The organism is Streptomyces sp. NPDC057486, from assembly GCF_042802415.1.
Taxonomy (GTDB): domain Bacteria; phylum Actinomycetota; class Actinomycetes; order Streptomycetales; family Streptomycetaceae; genus Streptomyces; species Streptomyces yanii.
The window spans coordinates 20,969-40,003 of record NZ_JBHVEE010000001.1 but is presented as its reverse complement, the minus strand read 5'-3'; the positions used below and the strand labels follow the sequence as shown (position 1 = coordinate 40,003).

Below are 19,035 nucleotides of genomic sequence, written 5' to 3'. Positions count from 1 at the left end.
GGTCCCGCGGTGAGCCCGCCTTCTTCCCGGCCGTCGTGCTGTCAGGCCGGCTTCGCCAGCCAGTCGTCGATCTCGCCGAGGAGCCGCTTCCGCACGTCGGACGGCGCCGCCGACCCCCGTACCGACTGCCGCGCCAGCTCCGCCAGCTCCTCGTCCGTGAATGCGTGGTGGCGGCGTACGAGTTCGTACTGCGCGGCCAGCCGGGAGCCGAAGAGCAGCGGGTCGTCCGCGCCGAGCGCCATCGGCACCCCGGCCTCGAACAGAGTGCGCAAGGGGATGTCCGACGGCTTCTCGTAGACGCCCAGTGCCACGTTCGACGCAGGGCACACCTCGCAGGTCACCCCGCGCTCCGCCAGCCTGCGCAGCAGAAGCGGGTCCTCGGCGGCCCGTACGCCGTGGCCGATCCGGGCCGCGTAGAGGTCGTCCACGCAGTCCCGCACGCTCGACGGGCCGGCCAGCTCCCCGCCGTGCGGGGCTGCCAGCAGGCCGCCCTCCCTGGCGATGGCGAAGGCCCGGTCGAAGTCGCGCGCCATTCCGCGCCGCTCGTCGTTGGAGAGCCCGAAGCCGACGACGCCCCGGTGCGCGTAGCGGACCGCGAGCCGTGCCAGAGTCCGCGCGTCCAGCGGGTGCTTCATCCGGTTCGCGGCGATCACCACCCGCATCCCGAGGCCGGTCTCGCGGGCGGCGGCGTCCACCGCGTCCAGAATGATCTCGATCGCCGGGATCAGCCCACCGAGCAGCGGGGCGTACGAGGTGGGGTCGACCTGGATCTCCAGCCAGCCGGAGCCGTCGGCGACGTCCTCCTGGGCGGTCTCGCGCACCAGCCGCTGGATGTCCTCCGGCGCCCGCAGACAGGACCGTGCGATGTCGTAGAGCCGCTGGAAGCGGAACCAGCCGCGCTCGTCGGTGGCCCGCAGCTGGGGCGGTTCGCCGCCGGTCAGCGCCTCCGGCAGGCGTACGCCGTACTTGTCGGCGAGTTCGAGCAGTGTCGTGGGCCGCATCGACCCGGTGAAATGCAAATGCAGATGGGCCTTGGGCAACAGCCGTACATCACGCTCCATTCGAAGATCCTGCCGCACCCGCGGGTCCTCGCGGTAGCCGGTTTCCCCATCGAGTCGATCCCCGAACAAAAAAATGACCCCCGGCCGCGGCCGGGGGTCACAGGGGCGGGATCCGGGACGGTCAGTCCTTCGCCTCGCCCAGCAGCTTCTGGAGCCGCGACACGCCCTCGACGAGGTCCTCGTCGCCCAGCGCGTACGACAGCCGCAGGTAGCCCGGGGTACCGAAGGCCTCGCCCGGAACGACCGCGACCTCGGCCTCGTCCAGGATCAGCGCCGCCAGCTCGACCGAGGTGGCCGGGCGCTTGCCGCGGATCTCCTTGCCGAGCAGTGCCTTCACCGACGGGTAGGCGTAGAACGCGCCCTCGGGCTCCGGGCACAGCACGCCGTCGATCTCGTTCAGCATCCGCACGATGGTCTGCCGACGGCGGTCGAAGGCGGTCCGCATCTCGGCGACCGCGTCCAGGTTCCCGGAGACGGCGGCCAGCGCGGCGATCTGAGCGACGTTGGAGACGTTGGACGTGGCGTGCGACTGCAGGTTGGTCGCGGCCTTGACGACGTCCTTCGGGCCGATGAGCCAGCCCACGCGCCAGCCGGTCATCGCGTACGTCTTGGCGACACCGTTGACCACGATGCACTTCTCGCGCAGGGCGGGCACGAGCGCCGGCAGCGAGGTGAACTTCGCGGTGCCGTAGACCAGGTGCTCGTAGATCTCGTCGGTCAGCACCCACAGGCCGTGCTCGACGGCCCACTCACCGATCGCCTTGGCGTCGGCCTCGCTGTACACCGCACCGGTCGGGTTCGACGGCGAGACGAACAGGACGACCTTCGTACGCTCGGTGCGCGCCGCCTCCAGCTGCTCGACGGAGACCCGGTAGCCGGTGGTCTCGTCGGCCACGACCTCCACCGGGACACCGCCGGCGAGACGGATCGACTCGGGGTAGGTGGTCCAGTACGGCGCCGGGACGATGACTTCGTCGCCCGGGTCGAGGATCGCGGCGAACGCCTCGTAGATGGCCTGCTTGCCGCCGTTGGTCACCAGGATCTGGGAGGCGTCGACCTCGTAACCGGAGTCGCGCAGCGTCTTCTCCGCAATGGCGGCCTTGAGCTCGGGGAGCCCGCCGGCGGGGGTGTAGCGGTGGTACTTCGGGTTGCGGCAGGCCTCGACCGCGGCGTCGACGATGTAGCCGGGGGTCGGGAAGTCGGGCTCGCCGGCACCGAAGCCGATCACCGGGCGGCCGGCGGCCTTGAGGGCCTTGGCCTTGGCGTCGACGGCGAGGGTGGCGGACTCGGAGATTGCACCGATGCGGGCGGAGACCCGGCGCTCGGAGGGGGAAGTGGCAGCGCTCATGGACCCCATCGTTCCAGACCCCGATCCCGGCAGGCACACGGGTTTCAGGGACCGGACAGGACTCGGACAGCATGCGGACAACATGCGGCCACGAGTTGTCGGGAGCTGTCTGTTCGACGCCGGGCCGTTGAGCACGTACACTCACCTGTCGTTGGCCTTCACCAGCCGCACCGTTGCTGCACCCGAGGTAGGGGAAAGATGCGGTAGGTTGGTGGAAACCACAAAGGGTCGTAGCTCAATTGGTAGAGCACTGGTCTCCAAAACCAGCGGTTGGGGGTTCAAGTCCCTCCGGCCCTGCTACACACTCCTTCGCCAGGATGTGTGCGCATGTACGTACTTCAATGCACCGCCGTGCGGCTCCACCGGGCGCGGCACGGCCATGACCCGGAATCAGGTGAGTAGCGTGACGGACGCCGTGGGCTCCATCGACATGCCTGATGCTGAGGATGAAGTCCCCGAGTCGAAGAAGAAGACTCGGAAGGGCGGCAAGCGCGGCAAGAAGGGCCCCCTGGGTCGTCTCGCGCTGTTCTACCGCCAGATCATCGCCGAGTTGCGCAAGGTTGTCTGGCCGACTCGCAACCAGCTCACGACGTACACATCCGTGGTGATCGTCTTCGTCGTCGTCATGATCGGTCTTGTTACCGTGATTGACTTCGGATTCCAGCGGGTCATCAAGTACGTCTTCGGCTGATCCCGCGGAGGGCGCCCCAAGGGCGCCCCTTTCGCATGTTCCACCCATTTGTATCCAGGAAGAAGCAGCCACCGTGTCTGACCCGAACCTGAACGACGCCGTCGACGCGACGGCGGGCGACGTCGAGTCCGCCGAGGACGAGTTCGAGATCGTCGAGGCGGCGGACGCTGTGGAGCCGGACCAGGCCGAGGCCGACGACGCTGCCGCGGGCGAGCCCGCCGAGCAGGCCGCCGTGCACGTCGAGGACGAGGACGGCTCCGGGGAGGACGAGGACAGCGCGTCCGAGAGCGACGAGGAGGCCGAGGAAGAGGCCGAGCCGGCCGCTCCCGTCGACGCCGTCACCGCGCTCCGTGACGAGCTCCGCGGTCTCCCCGGTGAGTGGTACGTCATCCACACCTACGCCGGTTACGAGAAGCGTGTGAAGGCCAACCTGGAGCAGCGCGCCGTCTCGCTCAACGTCGAGGAGTTCATCTACCAGGCCGAGGTGCCCGAGGAAGAGATCGTCCAGATCAAGAACGGCGAGCGGAAGAACGTCCGTCAGAACAAGCTCCCGGGTTACGTCCTGGTGCGCATGGACCTGACGAACGAGTCCTGGGGCGTCGTCCGCAACACGCCCGGAGTCACCGGCTTCGTGGGCAACGCCTACGACCCGTACCCGCTGACCCTGGACGAGATCGTCAAGATGCTCGCCCCGGAGGCCGAGGAGAAGGCCGCCCGCGAGGCCGCGGAGGCCGAGGGCAAGCCGGCTCCGTCCCGCAAGGTCGAGGTCCAGGTGCTGGACTTCGAGGTGGGCGACTCGGTCACCGTCACCGACGGCCCGTTCGCGACGCTGCAGGCGACGATCAACGAGATCAACGCCGACTCGAAGAAGGTCAAGGGTCTCGTCGAGATCTTCGGCCGCGAGACCCCGGTCGAGCTCAGCTTCGACCAGATCCAGAAGAACTAGCGGTTTCCGCCGACTCCTGGACACATGCCTACCGAGCAGGTCAGAGAGGCTTCGCAGCTTCTCTGACCTGCTCGGTTTTTGGTCGCGCAGCTATACCCGTTATCGTTGTGCGGTATGCCTGCATCCGGATGACCGGATGACGGCGAAAAACTCTCACTAGGACCCGGAGAGAGCAATGCCTCCCAAGAAGAAGAAGGTCACGGGGCTTATCAAGCTCCAGATCAACGCCGGAGCGGCCAACCCGGCCCCGCCGGTCGGCCCCGCGCTCGGCCAGCACGGTGTCAACATCATGGAGTTCTGCAAGGCCTACAACGCCGCGACCGAGTCGCAGCGTGGCATGGTCGTGCCGGTGGAGATCACGGTCTACGAGGACCGTTCCTTCACCTTCGTGACGAAGACCCCGCCGGCCGCCAAGCTCATCCTCAAGGCCGCGGGTGTGGACAAGGGCTCCGGCGAGCCGCACAAGACCAAGGTCGCGAAGCTCACGAGCGCCCAGGTCCGCGAGATCGCCACGGTCAAGCTGCCCGACCTGAACGCCAACGACCTGGACGCCGCGGCGAAGATCATCGCCGGCACCGCCCGTTCGATGGGCATCACGGTCGAGGGCTGATCAGCCCCGTAGTCCTTCAGTGGCAGGGCCAAGCGCTGGCCCGTACCACGCCTCCACACCTGAAACCACAGGAGCAAGAAGTGAAGCGCAGCAAGAACCTCCGCGCTGCGGACGCCAAGATCGACCGGGAGCGCGTCTACGCCCCGCTCGAGGCTGTCCGTCTCGCCAAGGAGACCGCGACCACCAAGTTCGACGGCACCGTCGAGGTCGCCTTCCGCCTGGGTGTTGACCCTCGCAAGGCCGACCAGATGGTCCGTGGCACCGTGAACCTCCCGCACGGCACCGGCAAGACCGCCCGGGTCCTGGTCTTCGCGACCGGTGACCGTGCTGCGGCCGCGGAAGCCGCGGGCGCCGACATCGTCGGCGCCGACGAGCTCATCGACGAGGTGGCGAAGGGCCGTCTGGACTTCGACGCCGTCGTCGCCACCCCGGACCTCATGGGCAAGGTCGGCCGCCTCGGCCGGGTGCTCGGTCCGCGTGGTCTGATGCCGAACCCGAAGACCGGCACCGTCACCCCCGATGTCGCGAAGGCTGTCAACGACATCAAGGGCGGCAAGATCGAGTTCCGCGTCGACAAGCACTCGAACCTGCACTTCATCATCGGCAAGGTCTCCTTCGACGAGACGAAGCTGGTCGAGAACTACGCCGCGGCGCTGGAGGAGATCCTCCGTCTGAAGCCGTCCGCCGCCAAGGGCCGCTACATCAAGAAGGCCGCACTGGCCACCACGATGGGCCCCGGCATCCCGCTGGACGCCAACCGCACCCGTAACCTCCTCGTCGAGGAGGACCCGGCCGCCGTCTGAGCCTCCGCGCTCGCACGGCAGCCGTGTCACGTGTGACACCGACGGGCCCCGCAACCTTTCGAGGTGCGGGGCCCGTCCTCGTATCCGCCGGGGGACGAACGGGGCGTCGTCACCACGCACCGCTCCGGGACGGCCGACGTCGACAGGCCGACCGCGAAAGGCTCCGGCTCGACGCCGGCACGGCACCCTGGTCGCGGTCGAGGAGCCTCCTGCCGCCGGCACGGTGGACTTCCAGAAGCTCAGAGGGAGCAGCAGCGGGGCAGCCCCGTGAGGTCGCCTCCCGGGTGCCGGTCGGTCCAAACCTCCCGCACCGCCCGAACCGGGGCGGATTTGCTAGGCGCGACCCCGGTCGCGTACTCTCCTCCAGAAGCCAAAGACCGCTGGTCGTTGCTGCGCTCTCGCAAGAGGGGGCAGTGACCGAAGGTTCCGTTGAGTGCGGACGACCTGCGCAGGTGACTGTGGAAAGCTCCCGGACTTCGTTCGGTCGAGCTACGCCCTGGCGCCTGCGCCGGGGCGTTTCGTCTTTCCCGGCCCCTTCTGAGCGGTCCTCATCACCCGGAAGGAGGCCGACGCTCATGGCAAGGCCCGACAAGGCTGCCGCGGTAGCCGAGCTCGCGGACCAGTTCCGCAGCTCGAACGCCGCCGTGCTGACCGAGTACCGGGGTCTCACCGTGGCACAGCTCAAGCAGCTGCGCCGTTCGCTCGGTGAGAACGCCCAGTACGCCGTGGTGAAGAACACGCTGACCAAGATTGCGGCCAACGAGGCCGGGATCACTTCGCTGGACGACCAGTTCACTGGTCCGACGGCGGTTGCCTTCATCACCGGTGACCCGGTGGAGTCGGCGAAGGGTCTTCGTGACTTCGCCAAGGAGAACCCGAACCTGATCATCAAGGGCGGTGTCCTTGATGGCAAGGCGCTGTCCGCCGATGAGATCAAGAAGCTTGCGGACCTCGAGTCCCGCGAGGTTCTGCTCAGCAAGCTGGCCGGTGCCTTCAAGGGCAAGCAGTCTCAGGCTGCCTCGCTCTTCCAGGCGCTGCCGTCGAAGTTCGTCCGCACCGCGGAGGCGCTTCGCGTCAAGCTCGAAGAGCAGGGCGGTGCCGAGTAATTCGGCTCGCGCAATGATCGTCGCCCACTAGGGAGACGGTCGCAGCGGGCCGAACGTACGCCCGCCTACATGTACATCCGGCACCTGCCGAATTAGTGGAAGGACGCCATCATGGCGAAGCTGTCCCAGGACGACCTGCTCGCGCAGTTCGAAGAGATGACCCTCATCGAGCTCTCCGAGTTCGTGAAGGCCTTCGAGGAGAAGTTCGACGTCACCGCCGCCGCCGCGGTCGCCGTTGCCGCCCCGGGTGCCCCCGGCGCCCCGGTCGAGGCTGCTGAGGAGAAGGACGAGTTCGACGTCATCCTCACCGGCGCCGGCGAGAAGAAGATCCAGGTCATCAAGGTCGTGCGTGAGCTGACCTCGCTGGGTCTGAAGGAGGCCAAGGACCTCGTCGACGGCACCCCGAAGCCGGTCCTCGAGAAGGTCGCCAAGGAGGCCGCCGAGAAGGCTGCCGAGTCCCTGAAGGCCGCCGGCGCTTCCGTCGAGGTCAAGTGACTCAGGGAGTCTGCTGACTCCTTCTGACGGCCTCTGCCGCACGGCACGGACGTCACATCACGAAGGGCGACCATCCATACGGGTGGTCGCCCTTCGGCGTACCCGAGACGGTTGCCTTGCTCTTCCGCGGTTGACGAGTATGGTGATCATCGCCGTACGCCTCTCGGGGCCGTCGGCCGATGCCGAGGGGCGGCGGGTGACGGTCTCGGGGGCTCTGTCCTGGCAGGGGGGCCTTGACGAACCGCACGTGGCGCGCAATTCTCAGGACGCGTCGTCACATCGATCCGAATCCGAGGCATGGATCGGTGACGAAGAGGGCAGTAAAGAAGAGCGCGTTCCGCGCGAGGGCGATTCATAGGTGTTGAGAACAGCTGTTGCGAGCTACAAGGGTCTCTGAGAACCCGGACTGGACATCAGTGTGCCGTTTGGCTACACTGACCCTTTGCGCTGCCTGTTAGCTGCCTCCTGCCCGTCACCAGGGGCATGCCCACGCTTGAGCACCGATGGCCGATCCTCCCTGACCTGGGATTTCTGTCTCCGTGTCCAACTTGGGACCGGTACGCGCGTAGTGAGTCCGAGCCCTCGGAAGGACCCCCTCTTGGCCGCCTCGCGCAACGCCTCGACCGCGAATACGAACAACGGTGCCAGCACCGCCCCGCTGCGCATCTCTTTTGCAAAGATCAAGGAGCCCCTCGAGGTTCCGAACCTCCTCGCGCTGCAGACCGAGAGCTTTGACTGGCTCCTCGGCAATGCCGCCTGGAAGGCTCGCGTCGAGGCTGCTCTGGACAGTGGACAAGACGTCCCCACCAAGTCCGGCCTGGAGGAAATCTTCGAGGAGATTTCACCGATCGAGGACTTCTCCGGGTCGATGTCGCTTACGTTCCGCGACCACCGCTTCGAGCCCCCGAAGAACTCGATCGACGAGTGCAAGGAGCGCGACTTCACGTTCGCCGCCCCACTCTTCGTCACGGCCGAGTTCACCAACAACGAGACCGGCGAGATCAAGTCCCAGACGGTCTTCATGGGCGACTTCCCGCTCATGACCAACAAGGGCACCTTCGTCATCAACGGCACCGAGCGTGTCGTCGTGTCGCAGCTCGTCCGCTCGCCGGGTGTCTACTTCGACTCCTCCATCGACAAGACGTCCGACAAGGACATCTTCTCCGCCAAGATCATCCCGTCCCGGGGTGCCTGGCTCGAGATGGAGATCGACAAGCGTGACATGGTCGGTGTCCGCATCGACCGCAAGCGCAAGCAGTCCGTGACCGTTCTCCTGAAGGCTCTCGGTTGGACCACCGAGCAGATCCTCGAGGAGTTCGGCGAGTACGAGTCCATGCGTGCCACCCTGGAGAAGGACCACACCCAGGGCCAGGACGACGCGCTGCTCGACATCTACCGCAAGCTGCGCCCGGGCGAGCCGCCCACCCGCGAGGCTGCTCAGACGCTGCTCGAGAACCTCTACTTCAACCCGAAGCGCTACGACCTCGCGAAGGTCGGACGCTACAAGGTGAACAAGAAGCTCGGCGCGGATGAGCCGCTGGACGCCGGGGTGCTCACCACCGACGACGTCATCGCGACCATCAAGTACTTGGTCAAGCTGCACGCCGGGGAGACCGAGACGGTCGGCGAGTCCGGCCGGACGATCGTCGTCGAGACCGACGACATCGACCACTTCGGCAACCGTCGTCTGCGCAACGTCGGCGAGCTCATCCAGAACCAGGTCCGTACGGGTCTCGCCCGTATGGAGCGCGTCGTGCGTGAGCGCATGACGACCCAGGACGTCGAGGCGATCACGCCGCAGACCCTGATCAACATCCGGCCGGTCGTCGCCTCCATCAAGGAGTTCTTCGGCACCAGCCAGCTGTCGCAGTTCATGGACCAGAACAACCCGCTGTCGGGTCTCACCCACAAGCGCCGTCTGTCGGCACTCGGCCCGGGTGGTCTCTCCCGTGAGCGGGCCGGCTTCGAGGTCCGTGACGTGCACCCGTCCCACTACGGACGCATGTGCCCGATCGAGACCCCTGAAGGTCCGAACATCGGTCTGATCGGTTCGCTCGCCTCGTACGGACGTGTCAACGCGTTCGGCTTCATCGAGACGCCGTACCGCAAGGTCGTCGACGGCCAGGTCACCGACGAGGTCGACTACATCACGGCCGACGAGGAAGACCGTTACGTCATCGCCCAGGCGAACGCGACCCTCTCCGAGGAGCTCCGTTTCGTCGAGCCCCGCGTCCTGGTCCGCCGTCGTGGCGGAGAGGTCGACTACGTGCCCGGCGCGGACGTCGACTACATGGACGTCTCGCCGCGCCAGATGGTGTCCGTCGCCACCGCGATGATCCCCTTCCTGGAGCACGACGACGCCAACCGTGCCCTCATGGGCGCGAACATGATGCGTCAGGCGGTGCCGCTGATTAAGTCGGAGGCTCCGCTCGTCGGCACGGGCATGGAGTACCGCTGCGCCACCGACGCCGGTGACGTCCTGAAGGCCGAGAAGGACGGTGTCGTCCAGGAGGTCTCCGCGGACTACATCACCGTCACCAACGACGACGGTACGTACACCACGTACCGCATCGCCAAGTTCTCGCGCTCGAACCAGGGCACCTCGGTCAACCAGAAGGTCGTCGTCTCCGAGGGCGACCGGGTCATCGAGGGCCAGGTCCTCGCCGACGGGCCGGCCACCGAGAACGGTGAGATGGCGCTCGGCAAGAACCTGCTCGTGGCGTTCATGCCGTGGGAGGGTCACAACTACGAGGACGCGATCATCCTGTCGCAGCGCCTCGTGCAGGACGACGTCCTCTCCTCGATCCACATCGAGGAGCACGAGGTCGACGCCCGTGACACCAAGCTCGGCCCGGAGGAGATCACCCGGGACATCCCGAACGTCTCCGAGGAGGTCCTCGCCGACCTCGACGAGCGCGGCATCATCCGTATCGGTGCCGAGGTCGTCGCCGGTGACATCCTCGTCGGCAAGGTCACGCCCAAGGGTGAGACCGAGCTGACCCCCGAGGAGCGCCTGCTCCGCGCGATCTTCGGTGAGAAGGCGCGCGAGGTGCGCGACACCTCGCTGAAGGTGCCGCACGGTGAGATCGGCAAGGTCATCGGTGTCCGCGTCTTCGACCGCGAAGAGGGCGACGAGCTGCCGCCGGGCGTGAACCAGCTGGTCCGCGTCTACGTCGCGCAGAAGCGCAAGATCACCGATGGTGACAAGCTCGCCGGCCGTCACGGCAACAAGGGCGTCATCTCGAAGATCCTCCCGATCGAGGACATGCCGTTCCTGGAGGACGGCACCCCGGTCGACATCATCCTCAACCCGCTGGGTGTCCCGTCCCGAATGAACCCGGGACAGGTCCTGGAGATCCACCTCGGCTGGCTCGCCAGCCGCGGCTGGGACGTCTCCGGCCTCGGTGACGAGTGGGCCAAGCGCCTGCAGGCCATCGGCGCCGACCAGGTCGCCCCCGGCACCAACGTCGCCACGCCCGTCTTCGACGGTGCGCGCGAGGACGAGATCTCCGGTCTCTTCGAGGCCACGATCCCGAACCGCGACGGCGACCGCCTGGTCCAGCCCTCGGGCAAGGCCAAGCTGTTCGACGGCCGCTCCGGTGAGCCGTTCCCGGACCCGGTTTCGGTCGGGTACATGTACATCCTCAAGCTCCACCACCTCGTCGACGACAAGCTGCACGCTCGCTCGACGGGTCCGTACTCCATGATCACCCAGCAGCCGCTGGGTGGTAAGGCTCAGTTCGGTGGACAGCGCTTCGGTGAGATGGAGGTGTGGGCGCTGGAGGCGTATGGCGCCGCTTACGCACTCCAGGAGCTGCTGACGATCAAGTCCGACGACGTGACCGGCCGCGTGAAGGTCTACGAGGCCATCGTCAAGGGCGAGAACATCCCCGAGCCGGGCATCCCCGAGTCCTTCAAGGTGCTCATCAAGGAAATGCAGTCGCTCTGCCTCAACGTGGAGGTGCTCTCCTCGGACGGCATGTCCATCGAGATGCGCGACACGGACGAGGACGTCTTCCGCGCGGCGGAGGAGCTCGGTATCGACCTGTCCCGGCGCGAGCCGAGCAGCGTCGAAGAGGTCTGACGGGTCTGGCCGGGGCCTCGCTCATGAGGCCCCGGCCCTGCCCCGGACCCGTTCAGACCATTGATTGAGACTCGACCCCGAAAGAGGGATTGACGACAAGTGCTCGACGTCAACTTCTTCGACGAGCTGCGGATCGGCCTTGCCACCGCGGACGACATCCGGACCTGGTCGCACGGCGAAGTGAAGAAGCCGGAGACCATCAACTACCGCACGCTCAAGCCCGAAAAGGACGGACTCTTCTGCGAGAAGATCTTCGGTCCGACCCGGGACTGGGAGTGCTACTGCGGCAAGTACAAGCGTGTCCGCTTCAAGGGCATCATCTGTGAGCGTTGTGGCGTGGAGGTCACGCGCGCCAAGGTGCGTCGTGAGCGCATGGGCCACATCGAGCTTGCCGCCCCCGTCACCCACATCTGGTACTTCAAGGGCGTCCCGTCGCGTCTCGGCTACCTGCTCGATCTCGCGCCGAAGGACCTCGAGAAGGTCATCTACTTCGCCGCGTACATGATCACGTTTGTGGACGAGGAGCGCCGTACGCGTGACCTGCCCTCGCTGGAGGCGCACGTCTCCGTCGAGCGTCAGCAGGTCGAGAACCGTCGCGACTCCGACCTGGAGGCCCGCGCCAAGAAGCTCGAGAGCGACCTGGCCGAGCTCGAGGCCGAGGGTGCCAAGGCCGACGTGCGCCGCAAGGTGCGCGAAGGTGCCGAGCGTGAGATGAAGCAGCTGCGCGACCGTGCGCAGCGCGAGATCGACCGTCTCGACGAGGTGTGGAACCGCTTCAAGAACCTCAAGGTCCAGGACCTCGAGGGCGACGAGCTGCTCTACCGCGAACTGCGTGACCGCTTCGGCACGTACTTCGACGGCTCCATGGGTGCCGCTGCCCTGCAGAAGCGCCTGGAGTCCTTCGACCTCGACGAGGAGGCCGAGCGCCTCCGCGAGATCATCCGTACCGGCAAGGGCCAGAAGAAGACCCGTGCGCTCAAGCGCCTCAAGGTCGTCTCCGCGTTCCTGCAGACCAGCAACAGCCCCAAGGGCATGGTGCTCGACTGCGTGCCGGTCATCCCGCCGGACCTGCGTCCGATGGTGCAGCTGGACGGTGGCCGCTTCGCGACCTCCGACCTGAACGACCTGTACCGCCGCGTGATCAACCGCAACAACCGCCTCAAGCGTCTCCTTGACCTCGGTGCCCCCGAGATCATCGTGAACAACGAGAAGCGGATGCTGCAGGAGGCCGTCGACGCGCTGTTCGACAACGGCCGCCGTGGTCGCCCGGTCACCGGTCCGGGCAACCGCCCGCTGAAGTCCCTGAGCGACATGCTCAAGGGCAAGCAGGGTCGTTTCCGTCAGAACCTTCTCGGTAAGCGTGTGGACTACTCCGCGCGTTCCGTGATCGTCGTCGGTCCGCAGCTGAAGCTGCACCAGTGCGGTCTGCCGAAGGCGATGGCGCTGGAGCTCTTCAAGCCGTTCGTGATGAAGCGCCTGGTCGACCTGAACCACGCGCAGAACATCAAGTCGGCCAAGCGCATGGTCGAGCGCGGCCGCACCGTGGTGTACGACGTCCTCGAAGAGGTCATCGCCGAGCACCCGGTGCTGCTGAACCGTGCACCCACCCTGCACCGCCTCGGCATCCAGGCCTTCGAGCCGCAGCTGGTCGAGGGCAAGGCCATCCAGATCCACCCGCTCGTCTGCACCGCGTTCAACGCGGACTTCGACGGTGACCAGATGGCCGTGCACCTGCCGCTCTCCGCGGAGGCGCAGGCCGAGGCCCGCATCCTGATGCTGTCCTCGAACAACATCCTGAAGCCGGCCGACGGTCGTCCCGTCACCATGCCGACCCAGGACATGGTGCTCGGCCTGTTCTTCCTCACCACGGACGAGGAGGAGCGCAAGGTCATCGGCCAGGGCCGTTCCTTCGGTTCCACGGCCGAGGCGATCATGGCCTTCGACGCCGGCGAGCTGTCGCTCCAGGCGCAGGTCGACATCCGCTTCCCGGTGGGCACCATCCCGCCGCGTGGCTGGGTGCCGCCGGTCGCCGAGGAGGGCGAGCAGGAGTACCAGCAGGGCGACACGTTCCGGCTGCGTACGTCCCTGGGCCGCGCGCTCTTCAACGAGCTGCTGCCCGAGGACTACCCGTTCGTCGACTACTCGGTGGGCAAGAAGCAGCTCTCCGAGATCGTCAACGACCTGGCCGAGCGCTACCCCAAGGTCATCGTGGCGGCGACGCTCGACAACCTGAAGGCGGCCGGTTTCCACTGGGCGACCCGCTCGGGTGTCACCGTGGCCATCTCCGACGTCGTCGTGCCCGAGGCCAAGAAGGCCATCGTCGCGGGTTACGAGGCTCAGGACGAGAAGGTCCAGAAGCAGTACGAGCGCGGTCTGATCACCAAGGACGAGCGCACGCAGGAGCTCATCGCGATCTGGACCAAGGCGACCAATGAGGTTGCCGAGGCGATGAACGCGAACTTCCCGCGGACGAACCCCATCTTCATGATGGTTGACTCGGGTGCCCGAGGAAACATGATGCAGATGCGTCAGATCGCCGGTATGCGTGGTCTGGTGTCCAACGCCAAGAACGAGACCATCCCGCGTCCGATCAAGGCGTCCTTCCGTGAGGGCCTCACCGTTCTGGAGTACTTCATCTCCACGCACGGTGCCCGTAAGGGTCTGGCGGACACCGCCCTGCGTACCGCCGACTCGGGTTACCTGACCCGTCGTCTGGTGGACGTCTCGCAGGACGTGATCATCCGCGAGGAGGACTGCGGCACCGACCGTGGCCTCAAGCTGAAGATCGCCGTCAAGGGTGCGGACGGTGTGCTCCGCAAGACGGAGGACGTCGAGACCTCGGTCTACGCCCGCATGCTCGCCGAGGACGTCGTCGTCGACGGCAAGGTCATCGCGCCTGCCAACGTCGACCTCGGTGACGTCCTGATCGACGCCCTGGTGGGCGCCGGCGTCGAGGAGGTCAAGACCCGTTCGGTCCTGACCTGTGAGTCCGCGGTCGGCACCTGTGCCTTCTGCTACGGACGCTCGCTCGCCACCGGCAAGCTGGTCGACATCGGTGAGGCGGTCGGCATCATCGCCGCCCAGTCCATCGGTGAGCCCGGTACCCAGCTGACGATGCGTACCTTCCACACCGGTGGTGTGGCCGGTGACGACATCACCCAGGGTCTGCCCCGTGTCGTCGAGCTCTTCGAAGCCCGTACGCCCAAGGGTGTCGCCCCGATCTCGGAGGCGGCCGGCCGCATCCGTATCGAGGAGACCGAGAAGACCAAGAAGATCGTCGTCACCCCGGACGACGGCAGCGACGAGACGGCGTTCCCGATCTCGAAGCGTGCCCGTCTGCTCGTGGGCGAGGGCGACCACGTCGAGGTGGGCCAGAAGCTCACCGTGGGTGCCACCAACCCGCACGACGTGCTGCGCATCCTCGGTCAGCGCGCGGTCCAGGTCCACCTGGTCGGCGAAGTCCAGAAGGTGTACAACTCGCAGGGCGTGTCGATCCACGACAAGCACATCGAGATCATCATCCGGCAGATGCTGCGCCGCGTGACGATCATCGAGTCCGGCGACGCGGAGCTGCTGCCGGGCGAGCTGGTCGAGCGGTCGAAGTTCGAGACCGAGAACCGTCGTGTGGTCACCGAGGGCGGTCACCCCGCCTCCGGCCGTCCGCAGCTGATGGGTATCACCAAGGCCTCGCTCGCCACCGAGTCGTGGCTCTCGGCGGCGTCCTTCCAGGAGACGACCAGGGTTCTGACCGACGCGGCGATCAACGCCAAGTCGGACTCCCTGATCGGCCTCAAGGAGAACGTCATCATCGGTAAGCTCATCCCGGCCGGTACGGGCCTGTCCCGCTACCGCAACATCCGGGTCGAGCCGACCGAGGAGGCCAAGGCCGCGATGTACTCGGCCGTCGGCTACGACGACATCGACTACTCGCCGTTCGGCACGGGCTCCGGCCAGGCCGTTCCGCTGGAGGACTACGACTACGGTCCGTACAACCAGTAAGCGAGTCGCCTGATCGACCGGAGGGCGGTCACCCCGTTGCGTACGGGGTGGCCGCCCTCCGGCGTGTGCGGGGTCGGCTGCGACCCGGAATGCCGTGGCTCGCCGGACGCCGGAGGGGCCGTGCACCCGGTCCGGCCGGTCCCCTGTACGGCCCAGCCCGGGCGTCCAGCGGCAGCTGTGGCGTCGCGGGGTTCTGCGGGGCCCACCCGGGAAGCAGCTGGTTCGGAACATCGCTCATGCCCGCGGAGCGGGCGTCTTCGGCGCCTCCCGCTCGTAGCCCTTCGGCGCTGCCGGGCGACGGGCCGGCCGGGTCGATCAGGGCCTGGGCCATGCGGAGGTGGTTCTCACGCATGCCGTCCAGGGCGAGCCGGGAGTTTTCGGGCGGTCGGCGAGGGGGAGCGCCCCTCGGCGCGCCCCGCCGGACGGTGGGGCGAGAGGCTGATGAAAGTGACCGTGGCATGTGCGGGGAACGACTGGTTTGCACCAGGTGGTGAACGGGCCGCAACGCTCTGTCCTGCGTGTCCCGGCGGACAGCATTTGTTTTGACCGGAGTCCGTGAGGTAGGTACGCTCAGACCTTGTGCCTGGGGTGTGCCTGGGCTCGTGTGCGTGTCCTCAACCGCACGGCGAGTCCGTCAGTGGCCACCGCGATCTGTGCCCCTTCTGTCCTCGGGCGGGAGTCCGCAGTATTCGACACACCCGACCGCGTGGGTCGGTGACGTTCCAGGTTAGTTTCACGAACGGCACACAGAAACCGGAGAAGTAGTGCCTACGATCCAGCAGCTGGTCCGGAAGGGCCGGCAGGACAAGGTCGAGAAGAACAAGACGCCCGCGCTTGAGGGTTCGCCCCAGCGCCGCGGCGTCTGCACGCGTGTGTTCACGACCACCCCGAAGAAGCCGAACTCGGCCCTCCGTAAGGTCGCGCGTGTGCGTCTGACCTCCGGTATCGAGGTCACGGCCTACATCCCGGGTGAGGGACACAACCTGCAGGAGCACTCCATCGTGCTCGTGCGTGGTGGCCGTGTGAAGGACCTGCCGGGTGTTCGTTACAAGATCATCCGCGGCTCGCTTGACACCCAGGGTGTCAAGAACCGCAAGCAGGCCCGCAGCCGCTACGGCGCCAAGAAGGAGAAGTAAGAATGCCTCGTAAGGGCCCCGCCCCGAAGCGCCCGGTCATCATCGACCCGGTCTACGGTTCTCCTCTTGTCACCTCGCTGATCAACAAGATCCTGCTCAACGGCAAGCGCTCCACTGCCGAGCGGATCGTGTACGGCGCCATGGAAGGCCTCCGCGAGAAGACCGGCAACGACCCGGTCATCACGCTGAAGCGCGCGCTTGAGAACGTCAAGCCCTCGCTCGAGGTCAAGTCCCGCCGTGTCGGTGGCGCCACCTACCAGGTGCCGATCGAGGTCAAGCCCGGTCGCGCCGCCACCCTCGCGCTGCGCTGGGTCGTGGGTTACTCCCGCGCCCGCCGCGAGAAGACGATGACCGAGCGCCTCATGAACGAGCTGCTCGACGCCTCCAACGGTCTTGGCGCTGCCGTCAAGAAGCGTGAGGACACCCACAAGATGGCCGAGTCCAACAAGGCCTTCGCGCACTACCGCTGGTAGTCGCTACCCACATCGAGACCGAGAGAAGACTGAGCCTTATGGCCACCACTTCGCTTGACCTGGCCAAGGTCCGCAACATTGGGATCATGGCCCACATCGACGCGGGCAAGACGACCACCACTGAGCGGATCCTCTTCTACACCGGCGTTTCGTACAAGATCGGTGAAGTCCACGACGGCGCTGCCACGATGGACTGGATGGAGCAGGAGCAGGAGCGCGGCATCACGATCACGTCGGCCGCGACGACCTGCCACTGGGCGCTCGGCGATGTTGACCACACCATCAACATCATCGACACCCCGGGTCACGTCGACTTCACCGTCGAGGTGGAGCGTTCGCTCCGCGTCCTCGACGGCGCCGTCACCGTGTTCGACGGTGTCGCCGGCGTCGAGCCGCAGTCCGAGACCGTCTGGCGTCAGGCGGACCGCTACGGCGTGCCGCGTATCTGCTTCGTCAACAAGCTCGACCGCACCGGTGCCGACTTCTTCCGCTGTGTCGACATGATCACGGACCGCCTCGGCGCGACCCCGATCGTGATGCAGCTCCCGATCGGTGCCGAGGCCGACTTCACGGGTGTCGTCGACCTCGTGACGATGAAGGCGTTCGTCTACCCGGTGGAAGCCACCAAGGGCGAGGCGTACGACATCGTCGACATCCCCGCGAACCTCGTGGAGAAGGCCGAGGAGTACCGCGCCAAGCTCCTCGAAGCGGCCGCGGAGAACGACGAGGCCCTCATGGAGCTCTACCTGGAGGGCGAAGAGCCTTCCGCGGAGCAGCTCTACGCGGGCATCCGTCGCATCACCATCAACTCGGGCAAGGGCGGCGAGACGACCGTCACCCCCGTGTTCTGCGGCACCGCGTTCAAGAACAAGGGCGTTCAGCCCCTGCTCGACGCCGTCGTGCGCTACCTCCCCTCCCCCCTGGACGTCGAGGCCATCGAGGGCCACAGCGTCAAGGACCCGGAGGAGGTCGTCAAGCGCAAGCCGTCCGAGGACGAGCCGCTCGCGGCCCTCGCGTTCAAGATCATGAGCGACCCGCACCTCGGCAAGCTCACCTTCGTCCGGGTCTACTCGGGCCGCCTGGAGTCCGGCACCTCGGTGCTGAACTCCGTCAAGGGCAAGAAGGAGCGCATCGGCAAGATCTACCGCATGCACGCGAACAAGCGTGAGGAGATCGAGTCGGTGGGCGCCGGCGACATCATCGCCGTCATGGGCCTGAAGCAGACCACCACCGGTGAGACGCTGTGCGACGACAAGAACCCGGTGATCCTGGAGTCCATGGACTTCCCGGCGCCGGTCATCCAGGTCGCCATCGAGCCCAAGTCCAAGGGTGACCAGGAGAAGCTGGGTGTCGCCATCCAGCGTCTCTCCGAGGAGGACCCGTCCTTCCAGGTGCACTCGGACGAGGAGACCGGCCAGACCATCATCGGTGGTATGGGCGAGCTTCACCTCGAGGTGCTCGTCGACCGGATGAAGCGCGAATTCCGCGTCGAGGCCAACGTCGGCAAGCCCCAGGTCGCGTACCGCGAGACGATCCGCAAGGCCGTCGAGCGCATCGACTACACCCACAAGAAGCAGACCGGTGGTACCGGTCAGTTCGCCAAGGTGCAGATCGCGATCGAGCCCATCGAGGGCGGCGAGGCCTCGTACGAGTTCGTCAACAAGGTCACCGGTGGCCGCATCCCCCGTGAGTACATCCCCTCGGTGGACGCGGGTGCTCAGGAAGCCATGCAGTTCGGCATCCTGGCCGGTTACGAGATGGTCGGCGTCCGCGTCATCCTTCTCGACGGTGGCTACCACGAGGTCGACTCCTCCGAGCTGGCGTTCAAGATCGCCGGTTCGCAGGCGTTCAAGGAGGGTGCCCGCAAGGCGTCCCCCGTGCTCCTCGAGCCGATGATGGCCATCGAGGTGACCACGCCCGAGGACTACATGGGCGATGTCATCGGTGACATCAACTCCCGCCGTGGCCAGATCCAGGCCATGGAGGAGCGCAGCGGCGCTCGCGTCGTGAAGGGCCTCGTGCCCCTTTCGGAGATGTTCGGCTACGTCGGAGACCTCCGCAGCAAGACCTCGGGTCGCGCAAGCTACTCGATGCAGTTCGACTCCTACGCCGAGGTTCCGCGGAACGTCGCCGAGGAGATCATCGCGAAGGCCAAGGGCGAGTAACTCTCCCGAGCTCACGCTTTAGGCTTGTCACCGGAGCCTGGTGGGGCATTCCTCGCAGAGCGAAAGCAATGTGTTGAATGCCCCCGGGCCCGGCATCCCAGCAAAGATCACCTGGCGC

13 protein-coding genes and 1 tRNA gene are annotated in these 19,035 nt (G+C 66.6%); 12 read left to right on the top strand and 2 right to left on the bottom strand.

Features of this window, described 5'->3' with window-relative positions:
- Nucleotides 1–41: 41 nt before the first annotated feature.
- Nucleotides 42–1,061, bottom strand: coding sequence for an adenosine deaminase (locus ACFU6I_RS00210; RefSeq protein WP_384359787.1), 1,020 nt, complete (start codon nucleotides 1,059–1,061; stop codon nucleotides 42–44).
- Nucleotides 1,062–1,182: 121 nt separating this feature from the next.
- Nucleotides 1,183–2,409: a pyridoxal phosphate-dependent aminotransferase gene (locus ACFU6I_RS00205; RefSeq protein ID WP_266982621.1), complete on the bottom strand. Its 1,227-nt coding sequence runs from the start codon at nucleotides 2,407–2,409 to the stop codon at nucleotides 1,183–1,185.
- A 224-nt stretch (nucleotides 2,410–2,633) separates the two neighbouring features.
- Here ACFU6I_RS00205 and ACFU6I_RS00200 point away from each other — a divergent pair.
- The 12 genes from ACFU6I_RS00200 (at nucleotide 2,634) to fusA (ending at nucleotide 18,917) form a co-directional block, all read left to right on the top strand.
- Nucleotides 2,634–2,706: transfer RNA gene (locus ACFU6I_RS00200), tRNA-Trp, on the top strand.
- 106 nt (nucleotides 2,707–2,812) lie between these two features.
- On the top strand, nucleotides 2,813–3,100 hold the full coding sequence (secE, locus tag ACFU6I_RS00195) for a preprotein translocase subunit SecE (protein ID WP_037687986.1): 288 nt from the start codon (nucleotides 2,813–2,815) through the stop codon (nucleotides 3,098–3,100).
- Nucleotides 3,101–3,173: 73 nt separating this feature from the next.
- On the top strand, nucleotides 3,174–4,046 hold the full coding sequence (gene nusG, locus ACFU6I_RS00190; RefSeq protein WP_384359785.1) for a transcription termination/antitermination protein NusG: 873 nt from the start codon (nucleotides 3,174–3,176) through the stop codon (nucleotides 4,044–4,046).
- A gap of 175 nt (nucleotides 4,047–4,221) precedes the next feature.
- A complete protein-coding gene (rplK, locus tag ACFU6I_RS00185) occupies nucleotides 4,222–4,656 on the top strand; it encodes a 50S ribosomal protein L11 (protein WP_384359783.1) in 435 nt (144 codons plus the stop codon).
- Nucleotides 4,657–4,736: 80 nt separating this feature from the next.
- Nucleotides 4,737–5,459 carry a 50S ribosomal protein L1 gene (gene rplA / locus ACFU6I_RS00180; protein WP_345514952.1) on the top strand — a complete coding sequence of 241 codons (723 nt, stop codon included), beginning with the start codon at nucleotides 4,737–4,739 and terminating at the stop codon, nucleotides 5,457–5,459.
- A 575-nt stretch (nucleotides 5,460–6,034) separates the two neighbouring features.
- Complete coding sequence (gene rplJ, locus ACFU6I_RS00175; RefSeq protein WP_345514953.1) at nucleotides 6,035–6,565, top strand: 50S ribosomal protein L10; 531 nt, start codon at nucleotides 6,035–6,037, stop codon at nucleotides 6,563–6,565.
- A gap of 111 nt (nucleotides 6,566–6,676) precedes the next feature.
- Nucleotides 6,677–7,060 carry a 50S ribosomal protein L7/L12 gene (gene rplL / locus ACFU6I_RS00170; RefSeq protein ID WP_384359781.1) on the top strand — a complete coding sequence of 128 codons (384 nt, stop codon included), beginning with the start codon at nucleotides 6,677–6,679 and terminating at the stop codon, nucleotides 7,058–7,060.
- 598 nt (nucleotides 7,061–7,658) lie between these two features.
- Nucleotides 7,659–11,144: a DNA-directed RNA polymerase subunit beta gene (gene rpoB, locus ACFU6I_RS00165; RefSeq protein WP_345514955.1), complete on the top strand. Its 3,486-nt coding sequence runs from the start codon at nucleotides 7,659–7,661 to the stop codon at nucleotides 11,142–11,144.
- A gap of 99 nt (nucleotides 11,145–11,243) precedes the next feature.
- The gene (locus ACFU6I_RS00160; protein WP_384359779.1) at nucleotides 11,244–15,143 is read left to right on the top strand and encodes a DNA-directed RNA polymerase subunit beta'; all 3,900 of its coding nucleotides are present in this window, start codon (nucleotides 11,244–11,246) and stop codon (nucleotides 15,141–15,143) included.
- A gap of 764 nt (nucleotides 15,144–15,907) precedes the next feature.
- Nucleotides 15,908–16,279, top strand: a complete 372-nt coding sequence (rpsL, locus tag ACFU6I_RS00155) for a 30S ribosomal protein S12 (RefSeq protein WP_003948652.1) — start codon at nucleotides 15,908–15,910, stop codon at nucleotides 16,277–16,279.
- A gap of 2 nt (nucleotides 16,280–16,281) precedes the next feature.
- The gene (gene rpsG / locus ACFU6I_RS00150) at nucleotides 16,282–16,752 is read left to right on the top strand and encodes a 30S ribosomal protein S7 (protein WP_030977935.1); all 471 of its coding nucleotides are present in this window, start codon (nucleotides 16,282–16,284) and stop codon (nucleotides 16,750–16,752) included.
- A gap of 38 nt (nucleotides 16,753–16,790) precedes the next feature.
- On the top strand, nucleotides 16,791–18,917 hold the full coding sequence (fusA, locus tag ACFU6I_RS00145) for an elongation factor G (protein WP_384359777.1): 2,127 nt from the start codon (nucleotides 16,791–16,793) through the stop codon (nucleotides 18,915–18,917).
- Nucleotides 18,918–19,035 lie beyond the last annotated feature (118 nt).